Raw genomic sequence first — 26,661 nt, 5'->3', positions numbered from 1 at the left:
GGCCAGCTTTTTCCGGGAGGTGCGCACGGAAGCAGCCTTCAAGTGTGCGGAAGGTACGGGGTCAGTTCGCTTTCCAGGCGTGGGCGGTCCAGCAGCCCAAGCTTCACCGGCACATCGTAAAGCCGGCCGGGCCCGAAGCGACGATAGAAATGCCGCAAGCCCGGGACAAGCACTCTGACGACAGGGACCTCGACGTCGGGTCGTGTCTGGTCGAGCACGAGGAAGTCGTATCCGGAGCGGACCGCGATCTCGACGCAGGCATTGACCTGGTCGCGCGTATTGTCGTGAAGCTTGATATCAGGCGCCGGTGGGATCACCGGATTGTCGCTCGGGATCAAGAACGGATAATCGTCGAGCCGCAGCGGCGTGACACCGTCAAGCGATGGCTTCTCGCCGCTTCCGCCGTCCATCAAGCCAATCGACATGAACTGAGTCAGCTCGGTGAGCGAACGCAGCAGGGCGATGCGGCGATCGAAATGCGAACCGGACCCGAACTCGATGTTCTCGTGCCCATTTTGCATCCAGTGCATGATCGCAACATAAGAGGGAATGCCGAGATCGCTGGTGATGTCGAGGACCCAAAGCCGGCGTCCCGCATCGGCAAACTGGCGCTGCAGATCCCGTACGTAGGAATCCTCGAATTCTGCGAGATCGACTTCCGCACGCTGCACGCGATTGTACCACCAGATCGCGTAGGCATCGCGTTCGACTAGTTCGAGGAAGCCTTGAACGATGGCTTCCTCGCGTGTGTTGCCGGCTGCGCAACCGTTCGAATCCGTGTGGAAGCCGCCATAGAAGAAATACAAGAGGCCAGTCGGAAGATATTTGAACCGCTTGTCGCGCATCGACCAGACCGGCGACCATTCGGTCTTCATCGAGGGATCGAACGGCTCGGGAACCGGATGTGAATCGTCGGGCAGAGGGATATGCCGGTTTTGGAATTGCAGGTCGCTGAAGAACTGGACGTCGTTTGGCAGAAGCGCCTCACCGGGAGCGAAATCGGCGAAGCGTCGCGTCGTCCTGATCTCGTCACCCTGGAAAATGCCGGAATAGCGTTCGATCGCCTCCATCAGCGCGCTGGCCTCGCCCTGCTCGGCCGTGGAGCCCTTGCCGAAGCTGCCGCCGCTCAGGCCGGACCTGAGTTGGTCGACATTCCACGCCGGCGCAGAGAAATTATGGTAAGCGAAAAAATTGGTGTTCATCGGCAGATCGGCTTCGATCCGCTCGAGCCTGGATACCACGCCGGTCAGCGGGCTGACGTGTTTGCGGAACCGCGCCACGGTGGCCCGCGACGTCACGGTGCGGTATCCGCCGCTGGTCATGACGAGCCGTCTGCCTTCGGCAATCTCGATCGGCGCTGCCGCCCGCCGCGGATTCCTCAATTTCTTGCTGCCACAGGTCGCGCATTGCGGACGTTTCGCAACGTAGTGCTTGGCGATGGTGGCCCCGGTGAGGTCGACGCTTGCGATGTGATCGCTGAGATCAGTGCGAAATCCGGAGGCGATCGCCTTTGCAATTTCAATGGCAGCGAAGTGGACCCCGGTCTGTCCGACACTCTCGCTGACCAGGGGCGATGTTGCGACCGCTTGCGCCGCCCCGCGATCGAGAAATCCCTTGATCTCGCGATTGCGGATCATGCGATCGTGCAGGCAGGTCCAGCAGGCGCTTTCGCCCGGCTTGAACACCGGCCCCACCAATGGAAAAACGCCGGAGGGCTGAACCAGCAGCCAGGGCGTTCCGTCGGTGACGCGTTCCCCGTTCAATTCGGCGAGCGTCGGTTCGAGATAATCGTTCACAAGCGTGACGATGAGTTTGGGCGACCGCTTGGCGATTTGAACTCCGAGCTTGGTCAACGCCGCGCTCAACTCGCTGGCACCCTTGACGTCGATCGATTCCACCCGCACCGGCCAGTTGCGCAGGTTCTCTTCGGCGATTTCGGCAGGCAGGCCGAGGCTTGCCCAATATCCATCAACGGGGCTCGCGTGCGATGCCCCGCTGACGACGTAGCGGCGCTCCAGCAGACGCCGGATCGCTTTCTCGATCTCGGCCACGGGAAAGTGTTTCGAGAGCTGGCGGATGATATCCTGGGCAGCACGGCCATTCTTTCCGATCGCGCTCGCCACTGCGTAATAGAGATCACCATGCAGGAAAAATTTGCGGTTCTCTGAATAGAGACAGACCACATTGGGAGGAAGCAGGTAGGCGGTGAAGTTTGGCGCGAAACGCAAAACGGTCTTGCGGGTCGGCTTCGCGGTGCGGCTCTTTCGCTTGATTGTCATCGGGGGCGCACGCTGATCCTGTTTCCGCCATGTTCGGTCGTTGGTGTACGACGAACGTCTTGCTGGCCCGACTTGTGCCGAGCGCTACCGGATTTCTTGACATGAGTTGGAACACACTCGTTCGCCATCGGCAAGCCGAGCAGGGAGACGAAGCGAACGCGGTGGCGACGAAAGCAAATTGGCCGGGTCGTGTGCGAGCCCGGCCAATGAAATTGCATCATGTCGATGTCGAGTCAGATGCTCTGGCCTAGCACCAGCGGCAGCGCCCCCATGATGCGCAGCATCCCGTGCAAGCTACCGGCACTGGCAACGGCAGGCCGATCCAGCCAACGCCGCAGCCGCCACAGCCACCGCAACCGACGCCGCAGCGACAGGCTCGGCAACCTGCGCAACCTCTGCAGCCACCACACCCTCTGCAGCCTCCGCAGCCGCGACAACCACCGCATCCCCGAGCCAGCAGCACATGGCTCAGTTCTTTCTTGTCGTAGGCCAGATGAAAAGTAGCGAGGCTGACGTCTGCGAGTTCTTCTTCGCTGAGCGCCGTGTACCGACCGGAATTGGAGTTCGGCCTTTGTTGAACATCGCCTGTCGGCAACGCGGACGCTGCCGCGCTTCCCGCCAGCGAAAACGTCAATCCGGCGAGGCCGAGCGCCGGCATTGCGGTTTTGGTCTTGCTGTTCTTTTTCGAAGCTTGTCTCGTCCGCCGCATGGCCGCATCCTCCATGGCTTCAGGTCCGATCTTCGCTGATGATCCTACGCCGAGCAAAAAGGGCGGGCAAGATTCGCGGATACACAAAAGAGTATGGGCCCGTTCGCACGCATTCATCTTCATGAATGACATCACTGTAATTTTTCGTCGATATCGATGGACGGCCGTGATGCGGTGCGCAATCGTCAGGGAGCTCAACCGGAGAGGCGAGCTTGGCCGATCAATTTGGACGCTTCGTTTGGTATGAGCTTCTGACGACGGATGTGCCGTCGGCAGCTGCCTTTTACGCCGAAATTGTCGGCTGGGCCGTGAAGGATGCGTCGAGCCCGGAACTTGCCTACACGCTGCTGACGGCGGGTGCTGCTCCGGTCGTCGGGCTCATGGATCTCCCCGAAGAGGGAGTACGGATGGGGGCAACGCCGAGATGGCTGGGCTACGTCGGCGTCGATGACATGGATGCGACGGTCGCGCAGATCCTCCGACTGGGAGGCGCCATCCTGGTGTCTCCGACCGACAGCAACATCGGCCGCATTTCGGTGGTCGCCGATCCGCAAGGAGCGACGTTTGCGTTGGTCAGCCGGCTGGCATTTGGCCTGATGCAAACGAGCGGGTCGTATCAGCCCGGGCGCGTGGGCTGGCACGAGTTGCTGGCTGAAGACCGACGCACGGTTTTTCCATTTTATGGCAAGGTTCTCGGCTGGCGACAGGCCTCCGCCGAACTGGATCCGGCAAGCGTGTATGATTTGTTTTCGGTAGCCGGGCAGACGATCGGCGGCATGCTCACCAAGCTACCGAGCGTAGCGAACGCCTGTTGGCTTCACTACTTCAATGTCGAGGACATCGGCGCCGCGGCCCGGCGGGTCATGACCGGCGGGGGCCGGGTCCTTCACCAGCCGATCGAGTTGCCCGATGGCGGCTGGATCGTGCGATGCGTCGACCCCCAGGGCGCCCTGTTTGCGCTGCAGGGCGCTTGGGATCACAAGGGCGTCGGGAGATCCTCGAGCTCGGAAGTCAGCTGGTCCTCCGAATGGGAGGGCATTGCTTCACGGGGCAGGATGGTGATCCACAAGATCAAGCGCTAAAGCGCGATGCGATTGGGATGAATCGATGCGCGCCAAGAACTCGAGTCACCTCTCCCGCAGGGAGAGGTCGGATCGCATCGTAAGATGCGATCCGGGTGAGGGGTTACAGTCTCACTGTGCGCCGCGGCCCCTCACCTGGATTGCTCAGGCGCGCAATTGCGCGCCATAGCAATCCGACCTCTCCCCGTTGGGGAGAGGTGAAACACGGACCGCCGACCAAACCTAATTTCATCACGCTTTAGAGCATGATCCGGAAAAGTGTGAAGCGGTTTTCTCTCGCGACAAACGCGGAACGCGTTTGCGCGGAGATCATGCTCAAACAAGGAGCTAAAGCGCGATGACGATTCAACCCAATCTCATCGCGCTCTAGACCAGCCCGCTACTGTGCATGGGGTTGTTTTCGCGTTTTGGTCGGCGGCCTGCCGGCCGCCTTAGATATTCGCCTCGCCCTCCGGGCCGACCGAGGCGATGCGCACCATGTTGGTGGTGCCGGGAATGCCGAGCGGCACGCCGGCGACGATGATCACGCGCTGTCCGGCGCGGACGAAGCCGTCCCGGAACGCGATCTGGCCGGCGCGGTTCACCATGTCGTCCTGGTCGCGCGCATCCTCAGCCACCACGCAATGCACGCCCCAGACCACCGCGAGCCGGCGCCCGGCCGTGATGTTCGGCGTAATCGCCACGATGGGCGGCTTCGGCCGCTCGCGCGCCACGCGTACCGCCGTCGAGCCGGAGCTGGTCCAGCAGATCAGGGCGGGCAGGTCGAGCGTCTCGGCGATCTGCCGGGCGGCATCGGCGATGGCGTCGCCGGCGGTGGATTCCGGCGCGGGGCGCTGGGCCATGATCACGTCCCGATAGATCGGGTCGCGCTCGACCTCCTCGCCGATGCGGTTCATGGTCGAGACCGCCTCGACCGGGAATTTGCCGGCCGCCGACTCCGCCGACAGCATGATGGCGTCGGCGCCCTCATAGACGGCGGTGGCGACGTCGGAGACCTCGGCGCGGGTCGGCACCGGCGACTGGATCATCGATTCCAGCATCTGGGTCGCGATCACCACCGGCTTGCCGGCGCGGCGCGCCATGCGCGTCATCTGCTTTTGCAGGCTCGGCACGCGCTCGAGCGGCAGTTCGACGCCGAGGTCACCGCGCGCCACCATCAGCGCGTCGGAAGCCTCGATGATGTCGGCGAGACGGTCGATCGCCTGCGGCTTCTCGATCTTGGCCATCACGGCGGCGCGGCCGCGGATCATCTTCTTGGCTTCGATCACGTCGTCGGCGCGCTGCACGAAGGACAGCGCGATCCAGTCGACACCGGTGACGAGGGCCGCCTCGAGGTCGGCGCGGTCCTTCGGCGTCATCGCCGAGACCGGCAGGTCGGTGTCCGGCAGGCTGACGCCCTTGCGGTCGCTCATCTTGCCGCCGACCACGACGCGCGTCACCGCGTGCTCCTTGCTGGTTTCCTCCGCGATCAGCCGTACCTTGCCGTCGTCGAGCAGCAGCGCATGGCCGGGCCGCAGGGCGGCCAGAATCTCCGGATGGGGAAGGTTGACGCGGGTGGCATCGCCCGGCGTCTTGTCGGAATCGAGCGTGAAGGTCTGGCCGTTCTGGAGCTGCACCGCGCCTTCGGCGAATGCCCCGAGCCGGAGCTTCGGGCCCTGGAGGTCGACCAGGATGCCGATCGGACGGCCGTAGCTACTCTCGACATTGCGGATCGTCGCCACGAGCTCCCGCATCTTGTCATGCGGAGTGTGGCTCATGTTGATGCGGAACACGTCGGCGCCAGCCTCGAACAGGCGGCGGATCATCGCGAGGTCCGAAGAGGCAGGTCCAAGGGTCGCGAGAATCTTGATACGGCGAAGGCGCCTCATGGCTTATTTCCAGACGGTGGTGACGAGGGAGCTGGCGGGAGGCCAGGTGCGGCGGGGGGCGTACCACCGGGCGGACTATTGGGCAAACCCGGAACGCCGCCACCAGGACCAACAGGGCCGGGCATGCCGGGGACACGCGGCTGCGCAGAAGGCTGCTCGTTGGCGTCCGTGAGTTGCACCGTCCAGGCCCGCTGCTCGCCGGTATCGACTTCGAAATAGCCGGTCCGGTCATAGCCGCGCGCCAGGCAATCCTCGGTGCCGCGGATGGTGAATTCCTTGTCGCGCGAGCACATGAAAGCCTGCCCCGACCATTCGCCGCCGCGGTCATAGTCGATCGCGTAAATGTAATAGTAGCGGGCGACCAGCGTTCCCCGCAGCAGGGTCTCGCAGGAGCGGGACGAGATGTTCCACCAGCCTTCGGTGGTCCAGCCGTCGGCGTCCTTGTAGCCGAGCGCGATGCCCACCCGGCTTGAGGTGTTGTTGCAGAGGCGGAAGTCGGCCGAGGCCGGGCTGGCCCAGAGGCACAATAAGCCAACCGCCAGCACCGGGACCAACCGGGCGAGCAGGCGAAGGGGGGAGCGGGGAGATTCGGCGATCATTGTCGCGGAACGTATACCAGATGATTGACGATTTGGCGTAGGGGCCGGGGACCTGCCCATTTGTTGGCCCAGCGGCCGTTTGCGCCGCGATATGGCAAAATCTGTGACAGGACCCCACCTGATCCCGTAAGGGTGACCACCATTAAGGGCGCAGCCGAGGAATCCAGCCATGGCCATTGACGACAAAACCAGAACGGAGCTCGAGGCGGCCGCTTTCCGGCGCCTGGTCGATCATTTGAAGACGCGGACCGACGTCCAGAACATCGACCTGATGAATCTGGCCGGCTTCTGCCGCAACTGCCTGTCCAACTGGCTCAAGGACGCCGCGGACGCCCAAGGCGTCGCGCTGAGCAAGGATGAGAGCCGGGAAGCCGTCTACGGCATGCCCTACGAGACCTGGAAGGCGAAGTACCAGGGCACGGCCACCGCCGAACAGATCGAGGCGATGAAGAAGGTCCATCCCCACAATCATTGAGGGGGACTGTCCGCGCCGCGGCCTGAGTCGCACCACACAACAGCTTTCTTTGCTCACCTGCAGGAAGGTGTGGGCGCGCTGTGGACGAGCGCGATGCTTGCTTGAACGCTGACGGCGTCAACCCTAAGGGTCTACCCAGCACGCGCGGTGGATGCCGGCGTCACCTCGTTTTGCCAGTTCCATTGGGAGTACCAAGATGGCCACCTCCGCCGCCGTCCGCGACGACGAGCCCGCGACGAAATTTGCCAAGGACCAGCTCAAATCCATCATCGAGCGCATCGAGCGGCTGGAGGAAGAGAAGAAGGCGATCTCCGACGACATCCGCGACGTCTATGCCGAGAGCAAGGGCAACGGCTACGATGTCAAGGCGCTGCGCACCATCGTGCGCCTGCGCAAGCAGGACCCCAATGAGCGCGCCGAGGCCGAGACGATTCTCGAGACCTATATGCAGGCGCTGGGAATGATCTGAGGCGTTTGCGCCTCCGACGTCACTCGGGCTACAAATCGCGGCTGTTGCACTTCGTTTGTGAACGGAGACGTCAGTGACTGCGCCGCCGCTGCCGCGTGAGGTGATCAGTGCCTTCGGCGCTCTTCCGGCGCCGATCGGCAAGCGGCTGTTCCAGGTGCGCGACCTGATTTTTGCGATCGCGGCGGCGGATGACAATGTCGGCCGTCTCACCGAGACGCTGAAATGGGGCGAGCCTGCCTACCTGACCGATGAGACAGGCAGCGGTTCGACCATCCGGCTCGGCCGCCTCAAGGACTCCGACCACGCTGCCATTCTGTTCAACTGCAAGACGACGCTCGTCGACACCTTCCGCGAGCGCTTTCCCGATCAGTTCGAATATCGGCAGACCCGGGCTCTGCTGCTGCCGGTGGCCGGCAAACTGCCGAAGCAGGCGCTATCGGTCTGCCTGTCGCTGGCGCTGACCTATCATCTGGATCGGCGGGGAAAGAGGGCGCGCTAGGCGATCGGCCTTTAGCGCAGCGCGGCCGTGCGCATGACGAAGGACGTCGTCTCGATCTTCGTGGTCGCGCTGCCCGAGAAACCGTCGCAGGACAGGCCATGCATCGGATCGTCGGTGAAGCCCATTGCGACCACGGCCTGCGGCTTGACGAAATAGGCGCGCATCGCAGCCATATCGAGCTCGCCCATCAGCGTGACAGACATCGCCCGGCTGGCGCTCGGCGACAGCATCACGATCTTGAGCCAGATGCTCTCGCCCTTGGCCGCGGAGAGCCGCGTTGCGGTTGCGATCATGCCGTCGGTGCTCTTGCCGACGATGGTGTTGATCTCGGTGGCCGGCGCAGCGTTGCGGGCGACGGACGCCGGACGCGCGCCGCGCGGGATCGGCGCCGAGGCGGCGACGACGCGGGAGCGGTCGACTGGCGAGGCGGAAGCGGGCGCAAAGGCCAGCGCCTGATAGGCGGCGTTGGAGACGCTCGCGGTCGGTTGCGGATCGGTCGCGGCTGCCAGCGCCTGACGCGCCCTGAGCGCTGCAATCTGCGCCGGCGTCGCTTGCTGCGGCGCGGCCGGAGTATCCCAGAAGCCGCGGGCATTGATGATGTCGGCCGGGGACTCGAACTTGCGGGCTGCCGGCTTGTCAGCCACGGGCTCGGGCTTCGGCTCAGCTTTCGGTTTCGGCGGCGCAACGAGCTGGGCATCGGCCGAGGCGAGCTGGATGGCGGAGGCGACCGACGGCTTGGCGCGCGGCGTCGGCACAGGATCGGCGGGTTTGCTTGCGGCGGCGACCACGGTGGGCTTGGCGGCCGGGGCGGGAGCGCCCTCGTCATCCTCGTCGGCACTGGCTGCCGGAGCCTGTTTGCTCTTGAACAGGGCGGCGAAGAAGCCTGGCTTGCTGGCGCCATCGTCGCCACCGCCGCGACGCTCGATCTCGGCCTTGGCCAGTTCATAGCCCTTCAATGGCACACCATCGGTTGGCAGATGCACCGTCTTCCCGTCGGGGAAGACGCGGGCGAGCTGGTCATGCGTCATGCGCGGCCAGTGCCGGATGCTGCCGGTGTCGAGATGCACGAAGGGCGAGCCGGAGGTCGGGTAGAAGCCGACGCCGCCGCGTTGCAGGCGGAGGCCCGCGAAGCGGATTTGCTCCAGCGGAACGTTCGGGATGTAGAAGTCCATCGCATGGCCCAGCATGTGCTGGCTGAAGCGCGCCACGCCCGAGGAGCGGCGGCGCAGCATGGCGTTGGTGGCGGGGGAGCGATAGGAGGAGATGATCTGGATCGGCTGCTTGCCGTCGACGTCGCGATAGACTTCCCAGAGGATGTCGAACAGGTGACGGTCCATCACCGTCTCGTCCTGGGTGCGCCAGTCGCGCAGGAAATGGTTGAGCGTCTTCAGCGCGGCTTCGTCGTAGCGGCCGTCGCGCTTGAAGGTGACCGTAAGGTCTTCGCCCGAATGGGTGTGGTGGAAGGAGAGCGTCTTGGTCTCGTTCAGCGCCGCGGCGTTATGGACCGAGCCGGCAGCCGCAAACAGCACCAGCGAAGCGAGGCCGATCCGAGATCCGACCTTCACTCCCGCATGGGACAACGACAACGCAGCGAATTTGCGTGCGAAACCAGTCAGCACGAATGAGCCCACCCAGTCGACGAGCGTTCAAAATGGACTCTCCCGCCAACCCCGTTAGCGCGCGAAAGAGGATGAACGCTTTCTTAAAGCGAGAAGGTTAATCCGAGGTTTACCTTCCCGCCCCCAAACCAAGTCAGACTACAATCCTAACCGGTTGAGTGTGGCGAAAAAACGCCAGCCGCCCGAACTCGGGTGGAGAATGGTTAACGTTAAGCGACCCTATCCAGAGGAAAGGGTCGCTGATTTTATTGAAGAATTTGAGGGATTGAGGGCAGGCTGCGGCTCAGCGGGTGAAGACCCGCTGCTGCCGGCGGCCAACCGGAGCCGGCGGCTGAGCCGGGGCGCCGCCGCCGAACAGCCGCTCGAAGAAGTTCAACCCGGACGAGCCGCCATTGTTGGCGATCGCTACACCCGAGGGCAGCGTCGTTGCCGGGCGCGAATAGCTTGGCTGCGAATGGGCGACGACGTTCTCGAGGTCCTTGCCGCGGCCGTTCTTCAGGATGTTGATCATGGTCGCGTCGCGGCCATAGACGTCCTTGCGGAATTGCAGCTTGCCGCCGTCGTCCACGAACGCGGTCTGGTAGGTGATGTTGACCGGGATCGGGGTCGGGAATTTCAGGTCGACCTCACCCGAGCCGTACATGCCGCGCACGCGCTCCGGGGTGTAGTGCTCGTTCGGCATGGCGATGTTGAGCAGGACCGAGGCGTACTGATCCGGATATTGCACGCGCATGCAGCCATGGCTGAAGGCGCGCTCGTCCTTGGCGAACAAATACTTGTCCGGCGTGTCGTGCTGGTAGACCAGGAACTTGTTCGGGAAGTTGAAGCGGATGCGGCCGAGCGCATTGGCTTCCCCGGGCGGCTGCGAGATGTGCACCGAGCCGTCGCGGTTCTGCTCGAGCTTCAAGCCCATGCGCTGAAGCACGGTCGGGTCCTGCTGCAGCGCCGGCAGATACTCGCCATAGACGATCGACGGCGGCACGTTCCAGGTCGGGTTGACCGTGATGTACTTCATCGTCTCGGTCAGCAGCGGCGTTGCGTGCTGGCCCGGCTTGCCGGTGACGACGCGGGTGGTCCAGACCTGCTGGCCGCGCTGCATCACCTTCAGCGTGTAGTCGGGAATGTTGAGGATGACATAGGCATCGCCGAGCGAGGGGGCGCCGAGGTCGCGCGGCAGCCAGCGCCAGCGCTCCATATTCACCAGCACGGTGTCGATCTGCCTGTCACGCTTCGGGCTGTTCAGCGCCTTCACGGTCGGCGCATCCAGCACGCCGGTCGCCTTCATCTCGGCGCCGTCCTGGAATCTGCGCACGGCTTCGGCAACCGTTGCGTCATAATGGTCGTCGCTGGCGTTATCGGTGATGCCCAGCTTGGCGCGAAGCTGCGGCACGCGCGGGTCCTGCGCGACGATTTCCGCCTGCCTCTTGCCCTTGGCGGGGGTGTATTTCAGCGCGGGGCCGTCGGCGATCTCGATCACCGGACCGTCGCCTTGACCGCGCAGCTTGGCAAGCTGCGCCTTCAGCTCCTTGTAGAGCTTCTGCGGCGGGTTGTAGCTGTCGAGCGCGGCAGAGGCGTCGGCTGCGGTCGTGACCTTGGTGAGCACCTCGCTCGGATCGACCGGATGCTCGGGATAGAGGATATCGGCGCTGACCTGGGACCAGTGCATGCGGCCGCTCTGCGCCTGGCGCGCATAGTCGAACATGCTGGCGGTGAGCTTCAGCTCGGCATCGGCGAGCGCATCGGGCGTCGTGGCGGCGACGAAGTCCGGCACCGGATAGTCGGCCGGATTGAGACCGTCGGAGGCCGCATCCTTCAGCCGCGCGATCACGCCCTTGGCCGCAGCGGTCAGGCTGCCGGCTTGCGTCCAGACCGGCGCGAAGTCGCGGGCGCCGTAGAACTTCTCGGCGGCGGCACGTTCGTTCTTGCGGTCGAAATGGCGCGAGGTCTTGGACCCGAGGATGTCCCTGATCTTGTCGGCGACCGGCTGGTCGGCGGCGGGAACGTTGCTCGCGGCCTTCACCGGCTCGGCGGCCGGAGTTGCGGCTGCCGCCGCCGGAGCAGCGGGGCTGGCCGATGGCGCGGCTGCGGTGTCAGCCTTTAACGGTTCAGATTTGGCAGGCTCAGATTTGGCCGCTTCAGATTTGGCGGGTTCGGTCTTAGCGGGCTCGGTCTTGGCAGGTTCGGTGGTGGCCGTCTCGCTCTTCGGCGCCTCGGCGGCGGGCGTCGTGGCGATGTCGGCAGGTTTGGTTTCGACCTTCTCTGCGGCTGGAGCGGCTTCGGCCTTCACAGGCTCCTTGGCCGCATCCTTCGGAGCGTCCTGAACTGTGGCGGTGGTGTCGAGCTTGATGTCGGATGCGGTCGGGGGCGGAACGTTTGCGGGCTCGGGGCGCGGGATCGCAGCTTCGATCGCGAGTTCGGCAGCGCTGCTGCGCGCCTGATCCTGTGCCAGCGCCGAGCCGGCCGACACCGTGATGAAGGTCGCTGCGACCACCGCCAGAACGCGGTCAAAGCCTGCACGGTGGTTCAAACAGTCACGCATTGTATCGCACCCCTCGGGTGAGCTGTCCCTCGTGGAACAGCTTTCGTTATCGCCTAATTGAGCTTCGGCTAAATCGCGCCGGCCTCTCGAAAGTTACACGCCTGCACGCAACGATTCATACGCAGACGATATACAGGCCCCGTTTTCACAGCTAGCGCTACCCCGGGAAACTCACGACAAACTGACTTCAAGACAGTCTGTTTGCAACGGATTGTGCGGCTTTGCCCCGCGCTTTTCCCGCTGTCTGTCACTTCCAAGTCACGGTTCCGGCCGGAGCCGAATTTTGCCGTAATTCAACGGGTTGCGGACGCCTCACGAATGCGCGCGAACTGCCATTCGCATGAGGTTCAGTGCGTCTCCTCGCCGCTTTTCCCGCCATGTCCGGGACCCCCCGCTTCGTCGAGTTTGCGATACAGCGTGGACCTGCCGATCTTGAGTCGGCGCGCCACCTCGGACATCTGTCCACGGTAGTGCGAGATCGCGAAGCGGATGATCTCGCTCTCCATGTCCTCGAGCGGACGAACATCGCCGGTCGGGGTCAACATGGAGAGGGATCCTGCCAGGGGCAGCGGTGCGATGGGTATTTCGCTACCCGATACCACCGGGGGCGCCGCGATCGGCTCGATCATCAGCGGGGCGGTCGGAATCTCCGTCGCGGAATGCGGGTGCGAGGCCAGCAGCGGGAAATCGTCCAGGCCGAGCTGGTCGCCCTCGCTCATCACCACCGCGCGGTAAACAGCGTTTTCGAGCTGGCGGATGTTGCCGGGCCAGTCGAGCTGGGCGAGATGGGCCACGGCCTCGCCAGTGACGCCGGAGATCGCGCGGTTCTCCTCGGCGGCAAAACGCGCCAGGAAATGCCTGAGCAGATGCGGGATGTCCTCGCGGCGGGCCCTGAGCGAGGGGATCGTCAGCGGCAGCACGTGCAGGCGATAGAACAGGTCTTCGCGGAAATGGCCCTGCTTGACCCGGTCCAGCAGCTTGCGATTGGTCGCTGAGATGATGCGGACGTCGACCTTCACGGGCTTGCGGCCACCAACGGCCTCGACTGCGCCCTCCTGCAGTGCGCGCAAGAGCTTGACCTGCGCGGTCAGCGGCAGCTCGCTGACCTCGTCCAGAAACAGCGTGCCGCCGTGAGCCTCGAGGAATTTGCCGGTATGCCGCTCAGTCGCGCCGGTGAAGGCGCCCTTCTCGTGGCCGAACAGGATGGACTCGACGAGATTGTCGGGGATCGCGCCGCAATTGACCGCAACGAACGGCTTGGCCTTGCGCTCGCCGCTGCCATGGATGGCGCGGGCGAACATCTCCTTGCCCACGCCGGACTCGCCTTCGATCAGTACGGGGATCGACGAGTTTGCCGCCTTCTGGGCCGCGCGCATCACCGGCGCCATCGCTTCGGCGCGCGTGATGATGTCGGAGAAGGTCAGCCGACCCTCGCGGCTGTGACGGATGCGCTGCAATTCGCCCTTGAGCGCGGAGGCATTCAGCGCGTTGCGAAGCGAGACCTGGAGCCGCTCCAGTCCGACCGGCTTGACCACGAAGTCGGCCGCACCGGCGCGCATCGCCGAGATCACGTTGTCGATGCCGCCATGGGCGGTCTGCACGATGACGGGCACGCTGAGGCCCGCCTCGCGGATTTTCGCCAGCACGCCCATGCCGTCGAGGCCGGGCATCACGAGATCGAGGATCATCGCGTCGATCGCGGGTGCGTCGGGGCCGGTGAGGGTGGCGATCGCAGCGTCGCCGGATTCGACGACGACCGTCTCATAGCCGCATTTCTGCACCATGTTCTCGACCAGGCGGCGAGCTACGGCGTCGTCGTCGGCGATCAAAATACTGGCAGCCATGGTGCTCCCCGCACGCTACTACTATCTGTCTCGAATCGGGTCACTCTGGCCGAAGCCGATTAACGCACTCTTAAACCTTGATGCCCCCGCCCACCGTCGCGATTGTTGAACACAGGTTTCCCACACAATGACTTCGCGCTCCAAAGCTGCTCTCACAAAGAACGCTGCTCTTCGTAAGCCCGCAGCCAAGAAATCCGCCGTCAAGAAATTGGCACCCAAGGCAAAGTCCTCCGCGAAGCCTGCGAGCAAGACGGGCAAGCTTCCGGAGTGGAACCTTGCCGATCTCTATTCCGGGATCGACGCGCCGGAAGTGGCGCGCGATCTCGAAACGATGGATGCCGATTGCGTCACGTTCGAGACCGACTACAAGGGCAAGCTCGCAACAGGCACAGCAAACGAAGATGGCGGAAAATGGCTCGCGGAGGCCGTGCGACGCTATGAGGCGATCGACGATCTCGCCGGCCGTCTCGGCTCCTATGCCGGTCTCGTCCATGCCGGCGACAGCGTGGACCCTGCGATTTCAAAGTTTTACGGCGACGTCTCCGAGCGGCTGACGGCGGCCTCGACGCATCTCTTGTTCTTCGCGCTCGAACTCAACCGCATCGATGACGATATTTTGACTCGCGCGATGCAAACCCCGGAACTCGCGCATTATCGTCCGTGGATCGAGGATCTGCGCAAGGAGAAGCCGTATCAGCTCGACGACAAGCTCGAGCAGCTGTTCCTGGAAAAGGCGCAGACCGGCTATTCCGCGTTCAACCGTTTGTTCGACCAGACAATCTCGGGCCTGCGCTTCAAGGTCGGCGCCAACGAACTCGCGATCGAGCCGACGCTGAATTTCCTGCAGGACCGCGACGGCGCCAAGCGCAAGGCTGCGGCGGAAGCGCTGGCAAAAACCTTCAAGGCCAATGAGCGCACCTTTGCGCTGATCACCAACACGCTCGCCAAGGACAAGGACATCTCCGACCGCTGGCGCGGTTTCAAGGATGTCGCGGATTCCCGCCACCTGAACAATCGCGTCGAGCGCGAAGTGGTGGATGCGCTGGTCGCCTCGGTCCGCGCGGCCTATCCAAAACTGTCGCATCGCTATTACGCGCTGAAGGCGAAGTGGTTCGGCAAGAAGAAACTGGCTTATTGGGACCGCAACGCGCCGCTGCCGTTCGCGGCGACCGACGTCATCGGCTGGCCCGATGCACGGAACATGGTGCTGACGGCCTATCGCGGCTTCTCGCCGAAGATGGCCGACATCGCCGAGCGCTTCTTCACCGATCGCTGGATCGATGCGCCGGTGCGTCCGGGCAAGGCGCCCGGCGCATTCTCGCATCCGACCACGCCGTCGGCGCACCCCTACGTGCTGATGAACTACCAGGGCAAGCCGCGCGACGTGATGACGCTTGCGCATGAGCTCGGCCACGGCGTGCACCAGGTGCTGGCCGCCAAGAACGGCGCGCTGATGGCGCCGACGCCGCTGACGCTGGCGGAGACCGCGAGTGTGTTCGGCGAGATGCTGACGTTCAAGCGGCTGCTTGCCCAAACCAAGAATGCAAAGCAGCGCCAGGCGCTGCTCGCCGGCAAGGTCGAGGACATGATCAATACCGTGGTGCGGCAGATTGCGTTCTATTCGTTCGAGCGTGCCGTCCACACCGAGCGCAAGAACGGCGAGCTCACCGCGACGCGGCTCGGCGAGCTCTGGCTGTCGGTGCAGGGCGAGAGCCTGGGTCCGGCGATCGAGATCAAGGCGGGTTACGAGAACTACTGGATGTATATCCCGCACTTCATCCATTCGCCGTTCTACGTCTACGCCTATGCGTTCGGCGATTGCCTGGTGAACTCGCTCTATGCCGTCTACGAGAACGCGGCCGAGGGCTTTGCCGAGCGCTATCTCGACATGCTCGCCGCCGGCGGCACCAAGCATTATTCCGAGCTGCTGCGGCCCTTTGGGCTCGACGCCAAGGATCCCAAATTCTGGGATGGGGGCTTGAGCGTCATCGCCGGGATGATCGACGAGCTGGAGGCGATGGGCTGAAGGGCGCGAATGCCTGGATTTAGGGCAGGGCTGCCGCGCGGCATCTGTTGAACCCAGGTTCAGCAAAGCAAATTCCGCGCGCCGGATCCGCGATAATCGGGATTCCAAATGAGCCTATTTGCTGGAAAACCGCGCCTTGGCGCCGTTGCCCTGCCCGAAGGTTTAAGGTATCCCAGCCGAGGAATTCGACTTTCGACTGGGGACATCCATGGCAGATCATAGCGAAGTTGCGTACAGCACCGCCGACGGCAACGACTACGTTGCTCACGAGCAGACCTACGAGGGCTTCATCAAGCTGGTGAAGTACGGCACGGCGTCGGTCGCGCTGATCGTGATTCTGATGGCGATCTTCCTCACCTAAATCGACTTTGGCGGCTGCCTTCATCTGTGGCGGCAGCTGCCCACAAAATTTGCAAACAAGCCGGTTCTAAAGCCGGTATGCAACGCTGCGGGAGTAACGCTACTTTTTTGTGCGTGCGCTGGCCCGCGCCGCCGGAGGACCTATGAAGATCGCCGTTGCCAAGGAAATCGATCCGTCAGAGCCGCGGGTCGCGGCTTCGCCTGATACGGTGAAGAAGTTCAAGGCGCTGGGCGCCGAGATCGCCGTCGAGCCGGGCGCGGGCCTCAAGTCGGGCCTCCCCGATTCCGAATTCACTGCGGTGGGGGCCACTGTCAGCGCCGATGCGCTGAAGGATGCCGACATCATCATCAAGGTGAAGCGTCCCGAGGCCTCCGAGCTGTCGCAATACAAGCGCGGCGCGCTCGTCATCGCCATTATGGATCCCTATGGCAACGAAGCCGCGTTGAAGGCGATGGCCGATGCCGGCGTTTCCGCCTTTGCGATGGAATTGATGCCGCGCATCACCCGTGCGCAGGTGATGGACGTGCTGTCCTCGCAGGCGAACCTTGCCGGCTACCGCGCCGTGATCGAGGGCGCCGAGGCCTTCGGCCGTGCCTTCCCGATGATGATGACCGCGGCCGGCACCGTGCCTGCCGCAAAGGTGTTCGTGATGGGCGTCGGCGTCGCCGGTCTCCAGGCGATCGCGACCGCGCGCCGCCTTGGCGCCATCGTCACCGCGACCGACGTGCGGCCTGCGACGAAGGAGCAGGTGGAATCGCTCGGTGCAAAGTTCCTCGCCGTCGAGGACGAGGAGTTCAAGAACGCGCAGACCGCCGGCGGCTACGCCAAGGAGATGTCGAAAGAGTACCAGGCCAAGCAGGCCGCGCTGACCGCCGAGCACATCAAGAAGCAGGATATCGTCATCACCACCGCGCTGATCCCGGGCCGTCCCGCGCCGAAGCTCGTCTCGGGCGAGATGGTCAGGTCGATGAAGCCGGGTTCGGTGCTGGTCGATCTCGCCGTCGAGCGCGGCGGAAATGTCGAGGGCGCCAAGGCGGGCGAGGTCGTCGAGACAGATGGCATCAAGATCGTCGGCTACACCAACGTCGCGGGCCGCGTCGCGGCCTCGGCCTCCAGCCTCTATGCACGCAATTTGTTCTCCTTCATCGAGACCATGGTCGACAAGAAAGAGAAGAAGCTCGCCGTCAACTGGGACGACGAGCTCGTCAAGGCCACCGCGCTGACCAAGGACGGCGCCGTGATTCACCCGAACTTCCAGCCGAAGGTTTAAGGAGGCCCGTCATGGAGCATGCTGCACAGGTCGTCGACCCCTTCATCTTCCGGCTGTCGATCTTCGTCCTCGCCGTCTTCGTCGGTTATTTCGTGGTGTGGTCGGTGACACCGGCGCTGCATACGCCGCTGATGAGCGTCACCAATGCGATCTCTTCGGTGATCGTGGTCGGCGCGCTGCTGGCCGGCGGCGTCGCCAACGTCTCGAGCGGTTCGGGCTGGGCGCGCGCGTTTGGCTTCGTCGCGCTGATCTTTGCCTGCATCAACATCTTCGGCGGCTTCCTTGTCACCCAGCGCATGCTGGCGATGTACAAGAAGAAGTCGAAGTAAGCGGCCACCTCGGGCTGATGGGATCAATGGGGACCTGAGATGAGCGCAAACTTCTCTGCATTCTTGTATCTCGTGGCGGGGGTGCTCTTCATCCTGTCGCTGCGCGGACTCTCGAGCCCGGCGTCGTCGCGCCAGGGCAATCTGTTCGGCATGGTCGGTATGGCGATTGCGGTCGCCACCACGCTCGCCAACCATCCGCCGGCCGATGGTCTCGCCTGGGTGCTGGTGATTGTCGGCATCGCCATTGGCGCGGCGATCGGTGCGGTCATCGCCCGCCGCGTGCCGATGACGTCGATGCCCGAACTGGTCGCCGCCTTCCACTCGCTGGTGGGCATGGCCGCGGTGCTGGTCGCCGCCGGCGCGTTCTATGCGCCCGAGGCCTTCGACATCGGCACCCCCGGCAACATCCACACCCAGAGCCTAGTCGAAATGTCGCTCGGCGTCGCCATCGGCGCGCTGACGTTCACCGGCTCGGTGATCGCATTCCTCAAGCTGTCGGCGCGGATGAGCGGCTCTCCGATCATCCTGCCGGCGCGGCACGTGATCAACGTCGCGCTCGCAGTCGCGTTGGTCGCCTGCATCGTCGGGCTCGTTGTCACCGGCAGCCCGGTGTTCTTCTGGCTCAATGTCATCCTGGCGCTCACGCTCGGCGTGCTCATGATCATCCCGATCGGCGGCGCCGACATGCCGGTCGTGATCTCGATGCTGAACTCCTATTCGGGCTGGGCCGCGGCGGGCATCGGCTTCACGCTCGGCAATTCGGCGCTGATCATCACGGGCGCGCTGGTAGGCTCGTCGGGCGCGATCCTGTCCTACATCATGTGCCACGCGATGAACCGGTCCTTCATTTCGGTCATTCTCGGCGGCTTCGGCGGCGAGACCGCTGCTGCCGGCGGCGGAGCAGGTGGCGAGCAGAAGCCCGCCAAGCTCGGCTCGGCTGACGATGCCGCGTTCATCATGAAGAACGCCTCCAAGGTCATCATCGTGCCCGGGTACGGCATGGCGGTGGCCCAGGCTCAGCACGCGCTGCGCGAAATGGCCGACATGCTGAAGAAGGAAGGCGTCGAGGTGAAATACGCCATTCACCCGGTCGCGGGCCGCATGCCCGGCCACATGAACGTGCTGCTCGCCGAGGCCAACGTGCCCTATGACGAGGTGTTCGAGCTCGAGGACATCAACTCCGAGTTCGCGCAGGCCGACATCGCCTTTGTGATCGGCGCCAACGACGTCACCAATCCGGCCGCCGAAGAGGACAAGACCTCGCCGATCTACGGCATGCCGGTGCTGCAGGTCTGGAAGGCCGGCACGGTGATGTTCATCAAGCGGTCGCTGGCGTCGGGTTATGCCGGTATCGACAATCCGCTGTTCTACCGCGACAACACCATGATGCTGCTCGGCGACGCCAAGAAGGTTACCGAGAATATCGTCAAGGCGATGTAGCGCCGGAGAGCCGGCGCAGCGATGACATTCCTGAAATGGATCGCCATCGTCGCTGCCGCCGGCTATCTCGCAGGTCTCGCCCTGCTCTATGTGAAACAGCGCAGCATGCTGTTTCCGATCCCGACCACTGAGCGCACCGCACCGGCCGCCGCAGGGTTTCCGCAGGCCGAGGAACACGTCCTCACCACCTCCGACGGTGAGAAGATCATCGTCTGGCACGTGCCGCCGAAGCCCGGCCGCGACGTGGTGCTGTACTTCCACGGCAATGGCGATTTCCTTGCGGGCCTTGCCGGGCGCTTCAAGGCGATCATTGCTGACGGCACCGGTCTCGTCGCGCTGTCCTATCGCGGCTATGCGGGCTCCAGCGGCGCGCCGAGCGAGGACGGTCTACTACGCGACGGCGCGGCCGCGTATTCATTCGCGGCGGAGCGCTACGACGCTCAGTGCATCGTCGCCTGGGGATTCTCGCTTGGGACCGGCGTTGCCGTTGCCGTCGCGTCCGAGCATCCGGTTCGCAAGCTGATCCTCGAGGCGCCCTACACCTCGATCGCCGACGTCGCGGCCGCGCAATTCCGCTTCCTTCCGGTCCGTCTCCTGATCCGGGATCCGCTTCATTCCGACGAGCGGATCGCGGGCGTCACAGTGCCGCTGTTGGTCGTTCACGGCGCGCAGGATCAAACCATCCCGATCGCATTCGGGGAGAAGCTGTTCGCGCTGGCGCACGAGCCGAAGAAATTCGTTCGACTCGCTGAGGGCGGGCACGACGATCTCGACAACTTCGGCATGATCGAGATTGCGCGAGGTTTCATCAACGGCTCCTGAGGGCTGACGGGCGCGATCTTCTCGCGCATAATCGGGCGGTTCAACGAAGGAATCGCCTGCATGAGTGTACACGAACCGATGCCGCGGTCGTCCTGGGTGTTCCCGGCCCTGGCGGTGCTGCTGTTCCTGGTCGTCACCGCGACCGGCTACGGTTTCACCCTGTCGGCCGGGGGCGGCCTGTTCGCGATCGTCCTGCTGGTGATCCTGTTCGGCACCGTGTTCGCGGCCGTCCATCATTCCGAGGTGATCGCGGAGCGGATCGGCGAGCCGTTCGGCACGCTGCTGCTCACGCTTGCGGTGACCATCATCGAGGTCGCGCTGATCACCACGATCATGCTCGGCGACAAGCCCGCCCCGACGCTTGCGCGTGACACCGTCTTCGCAGTGGTGATGATCGTCTGCAATGGCCTCGTCGGCCTCTGCGTGTTCATCGGCGGGCTGCGCTACCGCGAACAGGGGTTTCAGCTCTCTGGAGCCAACGTCTATCTCAGCGTGCTGATTGCGCTCGCGACGTTGACGCTGATCATGCCCAATTACACGCTGACGACGCCGGGGCCGATCTATTCGACGCTTCAGCTCGGCTTCGTCGACCTCGTGACCATCGTGCTCTATGGCGTGTTCCTCTACACCCAGACCGTCCTGCACAAGGATTATTTCGTCCATGAGGGGGCGGAGGGCGAGAGCGGGGAGGCCTATCTGTCGGGCAAGATGCTGGCGCTGAGCGTCGCGCTGCTCCTGATCTCGCTCCTGGCCGTCGTGCTGCTGGCCAAGAAATTCTCGCTGGTGGTGGACGCCGTCGCCGACACGATCGGCGCTCCGCCGGCCTTTGCGGGTCTTCTGGTCGCGCTCCTGATCCTGATGCCGGAAGGCGTCTCCGCGATCACCGCGGCCCGCAAGAACGATCTTCAGAAGAGCATCAATTTGGCGCTCGGATCCTCGCTGGCGACCATCGGCCTGACCATCCCGGCGGTCGGGCTCGCCACCTATGTCATCGACCAGCCGCTAGTGCTGGGGCTCAATTCCCAGAACACGGCGCTGCTGTTCCTGACATTCTTGCTGAGCATGCTGACCTTCGGCACCGGCAGGACCAATGTCCTGTTCGGACTGGTCCATATGGTGGTATTTGCCGTCTACGCGTTCATGGTGTTCGTGCCCTGAGCCGATTCGTCTTAGAGAGGTTCTCGATGCTTGCCGCCAGGTCCGAAGTCCAGATCGACAATGACGAGGTAAGGGTGACCGAATGGCGGCTTGCCCCGGGCAGCGCGACCGGGCATCACACCCACGGAATGGACTATGTGATTGTTCCCGTCGTCGCCGGCGAAATGACCATCGTGGCGCCGGGCGGGGAGCGTTCCAAGGCGCAGCTCTCGGCGGGAAAATCCTACTTCCGCAAGGCCGGCGTCCAACACGACGTACTTAACGAAACCTCAACCGAGATCGTGTTCCTTGAGATTGAGCTGAAGGCGTAAGGCGCGCGTAACCTTTGCCATCGATCCGTCGCAGTTGATCCCTTACAATGCCCCAAAGTTCCCGCATCAGATCGCGCGGGGAGTGGCCGAGAAATGCTGAAATACCTCGCTAAAATCTCGATGGATATTTTCCCCTCGGTGCTCGCGACGATCATCGGGGCCTACATCGTTAACCACTACATCAACGCCAGGCCGGCGGCGGATACGCCAGCCGCAGTCGTCGCACCTGCCGACGCCGGCAAGAAGCCCGCTGACGTGGCCCACCTCCCGGGCCCCGGCGTGAAGGCCAAGGGCGTTTCCGAGAAGAGCATTTCCGACAAGAGCGCGGTGGACAAGGCGGCGGCCGACAAGTCTGCCGAAACCAAGGCTGCTGAGACCAAGGCTGCTGACGAGGCCGCTTCGCACGGTCGTTCCCCCGCGCACGAGAAGGCGGTTGCCAAGGCCACCCCTGTCACGTCCACCCCGGCTGCTGCGCCCGTGGTTGAGGCCAATTCGTCTCCGGCCGTGACCCCCGACGCCAACGATCTCGCCCGGGCTGCCATCGAGCGCCTGCGCAAGTCGCCCGAGGGCAAGGCCGCCGAGAAGGCCGCCGAGGCCAAATCGACTGAAACCAAGCCTGCCGAAGCCAAGCCTGCCGAGGCCAAGCCTGCCGAGACCAAGTCGGTCGACAAGGCGCCCGAGAGGACGCCGGAGCCTGCCGTTCAGGAAGCATCCCGCACGCCGGAGGCTCCGCGCGTCGTGACCGCGGTGCCAGCGACGGTGCGTCCCCTGCCTCCGCCGATCAATGTGTCGACGCCGTCACCCGAGGCCTATGGCAATGGCGCCGCGTCGCAGGCGAATCCGCCGTACACCGCCTCGATCGGCAACGACGATCCGAATCGGCTGACGCCACCGGCCGATATTCCGGTCCCGGTGATCGCCCCGCCGCTCGACCTGCGCGCCGATGCCGGCGCGCCGATGCCGCGTCCCAAGACCAATGTCGCCGACGAAATGTTGTCGGGCATGAAGTCGATGTTCCACGCGGTTCTGCCGAAGAGCGCTACCCCCGATTAGCCAGGATAGCGCCTACGCCGTCCCATAATTGTCAGCCGCCGACACGGGCCAAGCCGCTGCGAGCGGCGTCGTCCCGTGGGCGCAGGCTGACTGCCTTGTTGTAGGACGCCGCCGCCTTGGCCTTGTCACCCAGCCGCTCATAGGCCTGCCCCCGGGTCGTCCAGACCTGAGCATTGTGCGGATCGGCTTCGGAGGCCTCGTCGAGATCGGCAGCCGCCTCCTTGACCTTGCCGATGGCGAGATAGCTGACGGCACGGCCGAGCAGCGGTTCGGCCTTCTGCGGATTGAGCCCGCTGGCGGCGCCGAAATCGGCAATCGCGAAGTCGTGCTCGTTGTTGCCCTGGTAGAGCAGGGCGCGGCCGTAGAGCGCCTGCGCATTATAGGGATCGAGCGCGACGGCGCGGTTGAACTCGTCCAGCGCGGCCTGCGTCTCGCCGGACTTGGCAAAGCCTTGCGCTTTTTCCGTGTGGGTCTGGGCCTCAGAGACGTTGGCAGCGCTGACGGCGCTGTCAGGCGCGGCGGTCGCCTTGGGCGCTTCCTGCGGCTTGTCCTTCTCCGGCCCCAATGAGCCGAGATCGAAGGAGCAGCCGCACAGCGCGATCCCCATCAAGGTCAGCGCAAGGGGCTTGCGCCAGATCCGGCGTCGCCGCGCCAAGACGGGCTGGGGGATAGGGAAGGCCATCTACGGTTCGCTCGCGCTAGAGCATGATCCGGAAAAGTGTGCAGAAGTTTTCCGAAAAGATCATGCCCAAACAACAACCTAAAGCGCGATGACAAACAATCCCGATCTCATCGCGCTTTAGCGCCGCATCTGTAGTGCCCCGTCCCAGAAAGGCACTGCTCACAAAATAATAACGCGGGCTCGGAGCCCGCGTTATCGAAACTCAGTCCTGCAATCTCGGCAAGATCAGCGCGGTCCGCGCGGACCTGCGCCGGGGCCGCCACGGCCACCACGCTCGCCACCGGGGCCAGCGCCGAACACCGGCTTCGGCTTCATCGGCAGCAGGCCTTCGCGCTGCAGCTTCTTGCGGGCCAGCTTGCGCGCGCGGCGCACGGCTTCGGCCTTTTCACGAGCCTTCTTCTCGGAGGGCTTCTCGTAGTGACCGCGGAGCTTCATCTCGCGGAAAATGCCTTCGCGCTGCATCTTTTTCTTCAGCGCCTTGAGGGCTTGGTCGACATTGTTATCGCGAACGAGAACCTGCACGCGGCATCCTCTTCAGTGGATCGGATTTGAATTCTGGTAAGACGAAGGGATGGCAAAAAGCGCAAGCCCTTAACCTTGAGGGCGCGGATGTATCAGACAAAACCTGGGATGTCCACCTGCGAAGCGGGGTTTAGGGCCAAGTTCAGCCATTAAATGCGGCGAAAATCCTCCCTTGCAGCCCCGATTTGGGAGATTTGGCGCCAAGAAGGGCCGCAGCGGACATAGTTCCGAAAATCTTTGCAATCAGGGGAGACGCCACATGGACATGAAGAAATACGCTGCCGAGGCCATCGGCACGTTCTGGCTCACATTCGCAGGCTGCGGCAGCGCGGTGATCGCCGCCGGCTTTCCGCAGGTCGGCATCGGCCTGGTCGGCGTGTCCCTGGCCTTTGGCCTCAGCGTCGTCACCATGGCCTATGCGATCGGCCACATCTCGGGCTGCCATCTCAACCCGGCCGTCACGGTCGGCCTTGCTGCCGGCGGGCGGTTTCCGGCAGGCCAGATCCTGCCTTACGTGATTGCGCAGGTCTGCGGCGCCATCGTCGCCGCCGAGCTGCTCTACGTGATCGCCAGTGGTGCGCCGGGCTTCGACGTCACCAAGGGCTTTGCCTCCAACGGCTATGATGCGCATTCGCCGGGCCAGTACAGCATGATCGCCTGCTTCATCACCGAGGTGGTGATGACCATGATGTTCCTGTTCGTCATCATGGGCGCGACCCATGGCCGCGCGCCGGCGGGCTTCGCACCGCTCGCGATCGGGCTTGCGTTGGTGATGATCCATCTCGTCAGCATCCCCGTCACCAACACGTCCGTGAATCCGGCGCGCAGCACCGGCCCCGCGCTGTTCGTCGGCGGCTGGGCGCTGGCGCAGCTCTGGCTGTTCTGGGTCGCACCGCTGATCGGCGGCGCGCTGGGAGGCGTGATCTATCGCTGGCTCAGCGAGGAGCCCGCGGGCGTCGTCGCGGGCGTGAAGACGGCCTAGTTCAACAGCGGGATCGCAGCTTTTGCTGCGGTCCCCTTACTTGCTCTTTGAAGGCCTGACTTCGGTGACGTGGCCCATCTTGCGGCCGGGGCGCGGAGCGCCCTTGCCGTAAATGTGGACAGTCGCGCCGGGCACGCTCAGCCACTTCTCGTAATCATTGATTTCGTCGCCGATCAGATTGGTCATAGTGACGATCTCACCGTGGCGCACCGGCTTGCCGAGCGGCCAGCCGGCGATGGCGCGGATGTGTTGCTCGAACTGGGAGACCGACGCGCCGTCGAGCGTCCAGTGTCCGGAATTATGCACGCGCGGCGCGATCTCGTTGACCAGCACTTTCGATCCGCCGCCGTTGGCGAGCACGAACATCTCCACCGCGAGCACGCCGACATAGTCGAGCGCGGTTGCGATCTTGCCGGCGATGCTGCGCGCCTCCTCGGCGAGTGCATCCGGGATCGGCGCAGGCGCCCGCGAGATCTTCAGAATGTGGTCGCGATGTTCGTTCTCGGTGACGTCGAAGCATTCGACCTGGCCCGATGCAGAGCGTGCGGCGATGACGGAGATCTCGCGCTCGTACGGGATGAAGGCTTCCAGGATTGCCGATTTTGTGGCGATGCTGGTCCACACTTTCGCGATGTCGTCGCCCTCGCGGATGATCGCCTGGCCCTTGCCGTCATAGCCGAAGCGGCGGGTCTTCAGCACCGCGGGGAGGCCGATTTTGACGATCGCCTCGCGCAACGATGCGACCGAGGTGACGTCGGCATAGGCGGCGGTACCGATGCCGAGCCGCGTGACAAAATCCTTCTCGGCGAGCCGATCCTGGGTGGTCTCGAGGATCTTGCGGTTCGGCAGCACCGGACGGCGGGAATCCAGCACCAGGGCGGCCGCGGACGGAACGTTCTCGAATTCGTAGGTGATGACGTCGACATCGTGGGCGAACAGCTCGAGCGCCTCGACATCGGCATATTCGGCGCAGGTCGCGTTCAGCACCACGTCGAAAGCCGGCGAGTCGGGATCGGGCGAGAACACCTGGCAGCGCAGGCCGAGCCGCGCCGCGGCCATGGCCAGCATTCGACCGAGTTGTCCGCCGCCGAGGATTCCGATGGTGTCGCCGGGCTTCAGCTTCACCTGCTTTGCGTCAGTCACGCCTTGTCCTCCGGGCGCTCGGCAACCGCCTCGGTCTGTGCCTTGCGCCAGGCGGCGAGGCGATCGGACAGCGCTGGATCGGACAGCGCCAGCACGGCGGCCGCAAGCAGCGCCGCGTTGATCGCGCCGGCCTTGCCGATCGCGAGCGTGCCGACCGGAATGCCGGCCGGCATCTGAACGATCGAATAGAGCGAATCGATGCCCTTCAGCGTCCTGGACTCGACGGGGACGCCGAAGACAGGCAGTTCCGTCAGGGCTGCGGCCATGCCGGGCAGGTGCGCGGCCCCGCCGGCGCCGGCGATGATGACCTTGAAGCCTTCCGCCTTGGCGCCCTTGGCGAAAGTAAACAGCCGGTCGGGGGTGCGGTGAGCTGAAACGATGCGGGTGTCGGAGGCGACACCAAGCGCTGCGAGCGTGTCGGCGGCATGCCGCATCGTCTCCCAGTCCGACTGGCTTCCCATGATGATGGCGATCGGCGCTGTCATGACGTCAATTGTGCTCGAAAAACAGAAAGATAGGCCAGATTAACGGTTCCGGCCGGCGGCTCGCAAGGCGGTGGCAAGGAGAAGGGAATGCACTA

At 64.1% G+C, this 26,661-nt stretch carries 24 protein-coding genes; 14 read left to right on the top strand and 10 right to left on the bottom strand.

Translation table 11 applies throughout. The annotated features are described in order from the left end of the window. Positions 1 to 38 precede the first annotated feature (38 nt). Entirely contained in the window at positions 39 to 2,279 is a 2,241-nt protein-coding gene (locus tag XI06_RS40455; protein ID WP_271607844.1) for a TOMM precursor leader peptide-binding protein, read from the bottom strand. 921 nt (positions 2,280 to 3,200) lie between these two features. On the opposite strand from XI06_RS40455, the gene XI06_RS40450 reads away from it, so the two are divergent. Continuing rightward, positions 3,201 to 4,070: a VOC family protein gene (locus XI06_RS40450; RefSeq protein WP_271607843.1), complete on the top strand. Its 870-nt coding sequence runs from the start codon at positions 3,201 to 3,203 to the stop codon at positions 4,068 to 4,070. Between the two features lie 431 nt (positions 4,071 to 4,501). On the opposite strand, the gene pyk is transcribed toward XI06_RS40450, so the two are convergent. Together pyk and XI06_RS40440 are read right to left on the bottom strand one after the other, a co-directional pair. Further along, a complete protein-coding gene (gene pyk, locus XI06_RS40445; RefSeq protein WP_237890350.1) occupies positions 4,502 to 5,938 on the bottom strand; it encodes a pyruvate kinase in 1,437 nt (478 codons plus the stop codon). Next, positions 5,935 to 6,537, bottom strand: coding sequence for a DUF1036 domain-containing protein (locus XI06_RS40440; RefSeq protein ID WP_237872633.1), 603 nt, complete (start codon positions 6,535 to 6,537; stop codon positions 5,935 to 5,937). Before XI06_RS40440 ends, pyk begins: the two co-directional genes overlap by 4 nt. 169 nt (positions 6,538 to 6,706) lie before the next feature. On the opposite strand from XI06_RS40440, the gene XI06_RS40435 reads away from it, so the two are divergent. The 3 genes from XI06_RS40435 to XI06_RS40425 all read left to right on the top strand — a co-directional run bounded on the left by XI06_RS40435 (position 6,707) and on the right by XI06_RS40425 (position 7,980). Beyond that, positions 6,707 to 7,012, top strand: coding sequence for a DUF1244 domain-containing protein (locus tag XI06_RS40435; protein ID WP_237890351.1), 306 nt, complete (start codon positions 6,707 to 6,709; stop codon positions 7,010 to 7,012). Positions 7,013 to 7,208: 196 nt separating this feature from the next. Beyond that, positions 7,209 to 7,481, top strand: a complete 273-nt coding sequence (locus XI06_RS40430) for a DUF2312 domain-containing protein (protein ID WP_008546273.1) — start codon at positions 7,209 to 7,211, stop codon at positions 7,479 to 7,481. A 73-nt stretch (positions 7,482 to 7,554) separates the two neighbouring features. Further along, positions 7,555 to 7,980: a DUF1801 domain-containing protein gene (locus tag XI06_RS40425; RefSeq protein WP_237862943.1), complete on the top strand. Its 426-nt coding sequence runs from the start codon at positions 7,555 to 7,557 to the stop codon at positions 7,978 to 7,980. Between the two features lie 11 nt (positions 7,981 to 7,991). Here the strand turns inward: XI06_RS40425 and XI06_RS40420 are convergent, their stop codons facing one another. The 3 genes from XI06_RS40420 to XI06_RS40410 form a co-directional block, all read right to left on the bottom strand. After that, positions 7,992 to 9,599 (bottom strand): DUF882 domain-containing protein, encoded by a 1,608-nt coding sequence (locus tag XI06_RS40420; RefSeq protein ID WP_271607842.1) that lies wholly within the window; start codon positions 9,597 to 9,599, stop codon positions 7,992 to 7,994. A 283-nt stretch (positions 9,600 to 9,882) separates the two neighbouring features. Beyond that, the gene (locus XI06_RS40415) at positions 9,883 to 12,138 is read right to left on the bottom strand and encodes a L,D-transpeptidase family protein (protein WP_271607841.1); all 2,256 of its coding nucleotides are present in this window, start codon (positions 12,136 to 12,138) and stop codon (positions 9,883 to 9,885) included. Between the two features lie 347 nt (positions 12,139 to 12,485). Continuing rightward, a complete protein-coding gene (locus tag XI06_RS40410; protein WP_237862939.1) occupies positions 12,486 to 13,982 on the bottom strand; it encodes a sigma-54-dependent transcriptional regulator in 1,497 nt (498 codons plus the stop codon). A gap of 127 nt (positions 13,983 to 14,109) precedes the next feature. On the opposite strand from XI06_RS40410, the gene XI06_RS40405 reads away from it, so the two are divergent. From XI06_RS40405 to XI06_RS40365, 9 genes are all read left to right on the top strand, one after another. Next, positions 14,110 to 16,008 carry a M3 family oligoendopeptidase gene (locus XI06_RS40405; protein ID WP_237872623.1) on the top strand — a complete coding sequence of 633 codons (1,899 nt, stop codon included), beginning with the start codon at positions 14,110 to 14,112 and terminating at the stop codon, positions 16,006 to 16,008. A gap of 208 nt (positions 16,009 to 16,216) precedes the next feature. Then, positions 16,217 to 16,369, top strand: a complete 153-nt coding sequence (locus XI06_RS40400) for an aa3-type cytochrome c oxidase subunit IV (RefSeq protein WP_018317799.1) — start codon at positions 16,217 to 16,219, stop codon at positions 16,367 to 16,369. A 142-nt stretch (positions 16,370 to 16,511) separates the two neighbouring features. After that, positions 16,512 to 17,639 carry a Re/Si-specific NAD(P)(+) transhydrogenase subunit alpha gene (locus XI06_RS40395; protein ID WP_237862937.1) on the top strand — a complete coding sequence of 376 codons (1,128 nt, stop codon included), beginning with the start codon at positions 16,512 to 16,514 and terminating at the stop codon, positions 17,637 to 17,639. A gap of 11 nt (positions 17,640 to 17,650) precedes the next feature. Further along, complete coding sequence (locus XI06_RS40390) at positions 17,651 to 17,968, top strand: proton-translocating transhydrogenase family protein (protein ID WP_014492434.1); 318 nt, start codon at positions 17,651 to 17,653, stop codon at positions 17,966 to 17,968. Positions 17,969 to 18,007: 39 nt separating this feature from the next. Beyond that, positions 18,008 to 19,408, top strand: a complete 1,401-nt coding sequence (locus tag XI06_RS40385; RefSeq protein ID WP_237862936.1) for an NAD(P)(+) transhydrogenase (Re/Si-specific) subunit beta — start codon at positions 18,008 to 18,010, stop codon at positions 19,406 to 19,408. Positions 19,409 to 19,429: 21 nt separating this feature from the next. Next, entirely contained in the window at positions 19,430 to 20,230 is an 801-nt protein-coding gene (locus XI06_RS40380) for an alpha/beta hydrolase (protein WP_271607840.1), read from the top strand. A gap of 60 nt (positions 20,231 to 20,290) precedes the next feature. Next, positions 20,291 to 21,388, top strand: coding sequence for a calcium:proton antiporter (locus XI06_RS40375; RefSeq protein WP_271607839.1), 1,098 nt, complete (start codon positions 20,291 to 20,293; stop codon positions 21,386 to 21,388). Between the two features lie 26 nt (positions 21,389 to 21,414). Then, positions 21,415 to 21,699 carry a cupin domain-containing protein gene (locus XI06_RS40370; protein WP_237862933.1) on the top strand — a complete coding sequence of 95 codons (285 nt, stop codon included), beginning with the start codon at positions 21,415 to 21,417 and terminating at the stop codon, positions 21,697 to 21,699. A 93-nt stretch (positions 21,700 to 21,792) separates the two neighbouring features. Continuing rightward, positions 21,793 to 22,752, top strand: a complete 960-nt coding sequence (locus tag XI06_RS40365) for a hypothetical protein (protein ID WP_271607838.1) — start codon at positions 21,793 to 21,795, stop codon at positions 22,750 to 22,752. Positions 22,753 to 22,783: 31 nt separating this feature from the next. Here the strand turns inward: XI06_RS40365 and XI06_RS40360 are convergent, their stop codons facing one another. Next, entirely contained in the window at positions 22,784 to 23,434 is a 651-nt protein-coding gene (locus XI06_RS40360) for a tetratricopeptide repeat protein (protein ID WP_237862931.1), read from the bottom strand. Positions 23,435 to 23,659: 225 nt separating this feature from the next. After that, positions 23,660 to 23,956 carry a 30S ribosomal protein S21 gene (rpsU, locus tag XI06_RS40355; RefSeq protein ID WP_027545547.1) on the bottom strand — a complete coding sequence of 99 codons (297 nt, stop codon included), beginning with the start codon at positions 23,954 to 23,956 and terminating at the stop codon, positions 23,660 to 23,662. 259 nt (positions 23,957 to 24,215) lie between these two features. Here rpsU and aqpZ point away from each other — a divergent pair, with 259 nt between their 5' ends. Beyond that, positions 24,216 to 24,938 (top strand): aquaporin Z, encoded by a 723-nt coding sequence (aqpZ, locus tag XI06_RS40350; protein ID WP_237862930.1) that lies wholly within the window; start codon positions 24,216 to 24,218, stop codon positions 24,936 to 24,938. A gap of 36 nt (positions 24,939 to 24,974) precedes the next feature. Here aqpZ and XI06_RS40345 read toward each other — a convergent pair whose 3' ends face one another. After that, positions 24,975 to 26,081 carry a 5-(carboxyamino)imidazole ribonucleotide synthase gene (locus XI06_RS40345; protein ID WP_271607837.1) on the bottom strand — a complete coding sequence of 369 codons (1,107 nt, stop codon included), beginning with the start codon at positions 26,079 to 26,081 and terminating at the stop codon, positions 24,975 to 24,977. Then, on the bottom strand, positions 26,078 to 26,566 hold the full coding sequence (gene purE, locus XI06_RS40340) for a 5-(carboxyamino)imidazole ribonucleotide mutase (RefSeq protein WP_237862928.1): 489 nt from the start codon (positions 26,564 to 26,566) through the stop codon (positions 26,078 to 26,080). The genes XI06_RS40345 and purE overlap by 4 nt, the downstream gene beginning before the upstream one ends. Between the last annotated feature and the right edge of the window lie 95 nt (positions 26,567 to 26,661).

The organism is Bradyrhizobium sp. CCBAU 11434, from assembly GCF_028128895.1.
In the GTDB taxonomy this organism is placed as follows: Bacteria; Pseudomonadota; Alphaproteobacteria; order Rhizobiales; family Xanthobacteraceae; genus Bradyrhizobium; species Bradyrhizobium zhengyangense.
The sequence above is the reverse complement of the archived record's forward strand: the minus strand, read 5'-3'. Positions and strand labels throughout refer to the sequence as shown.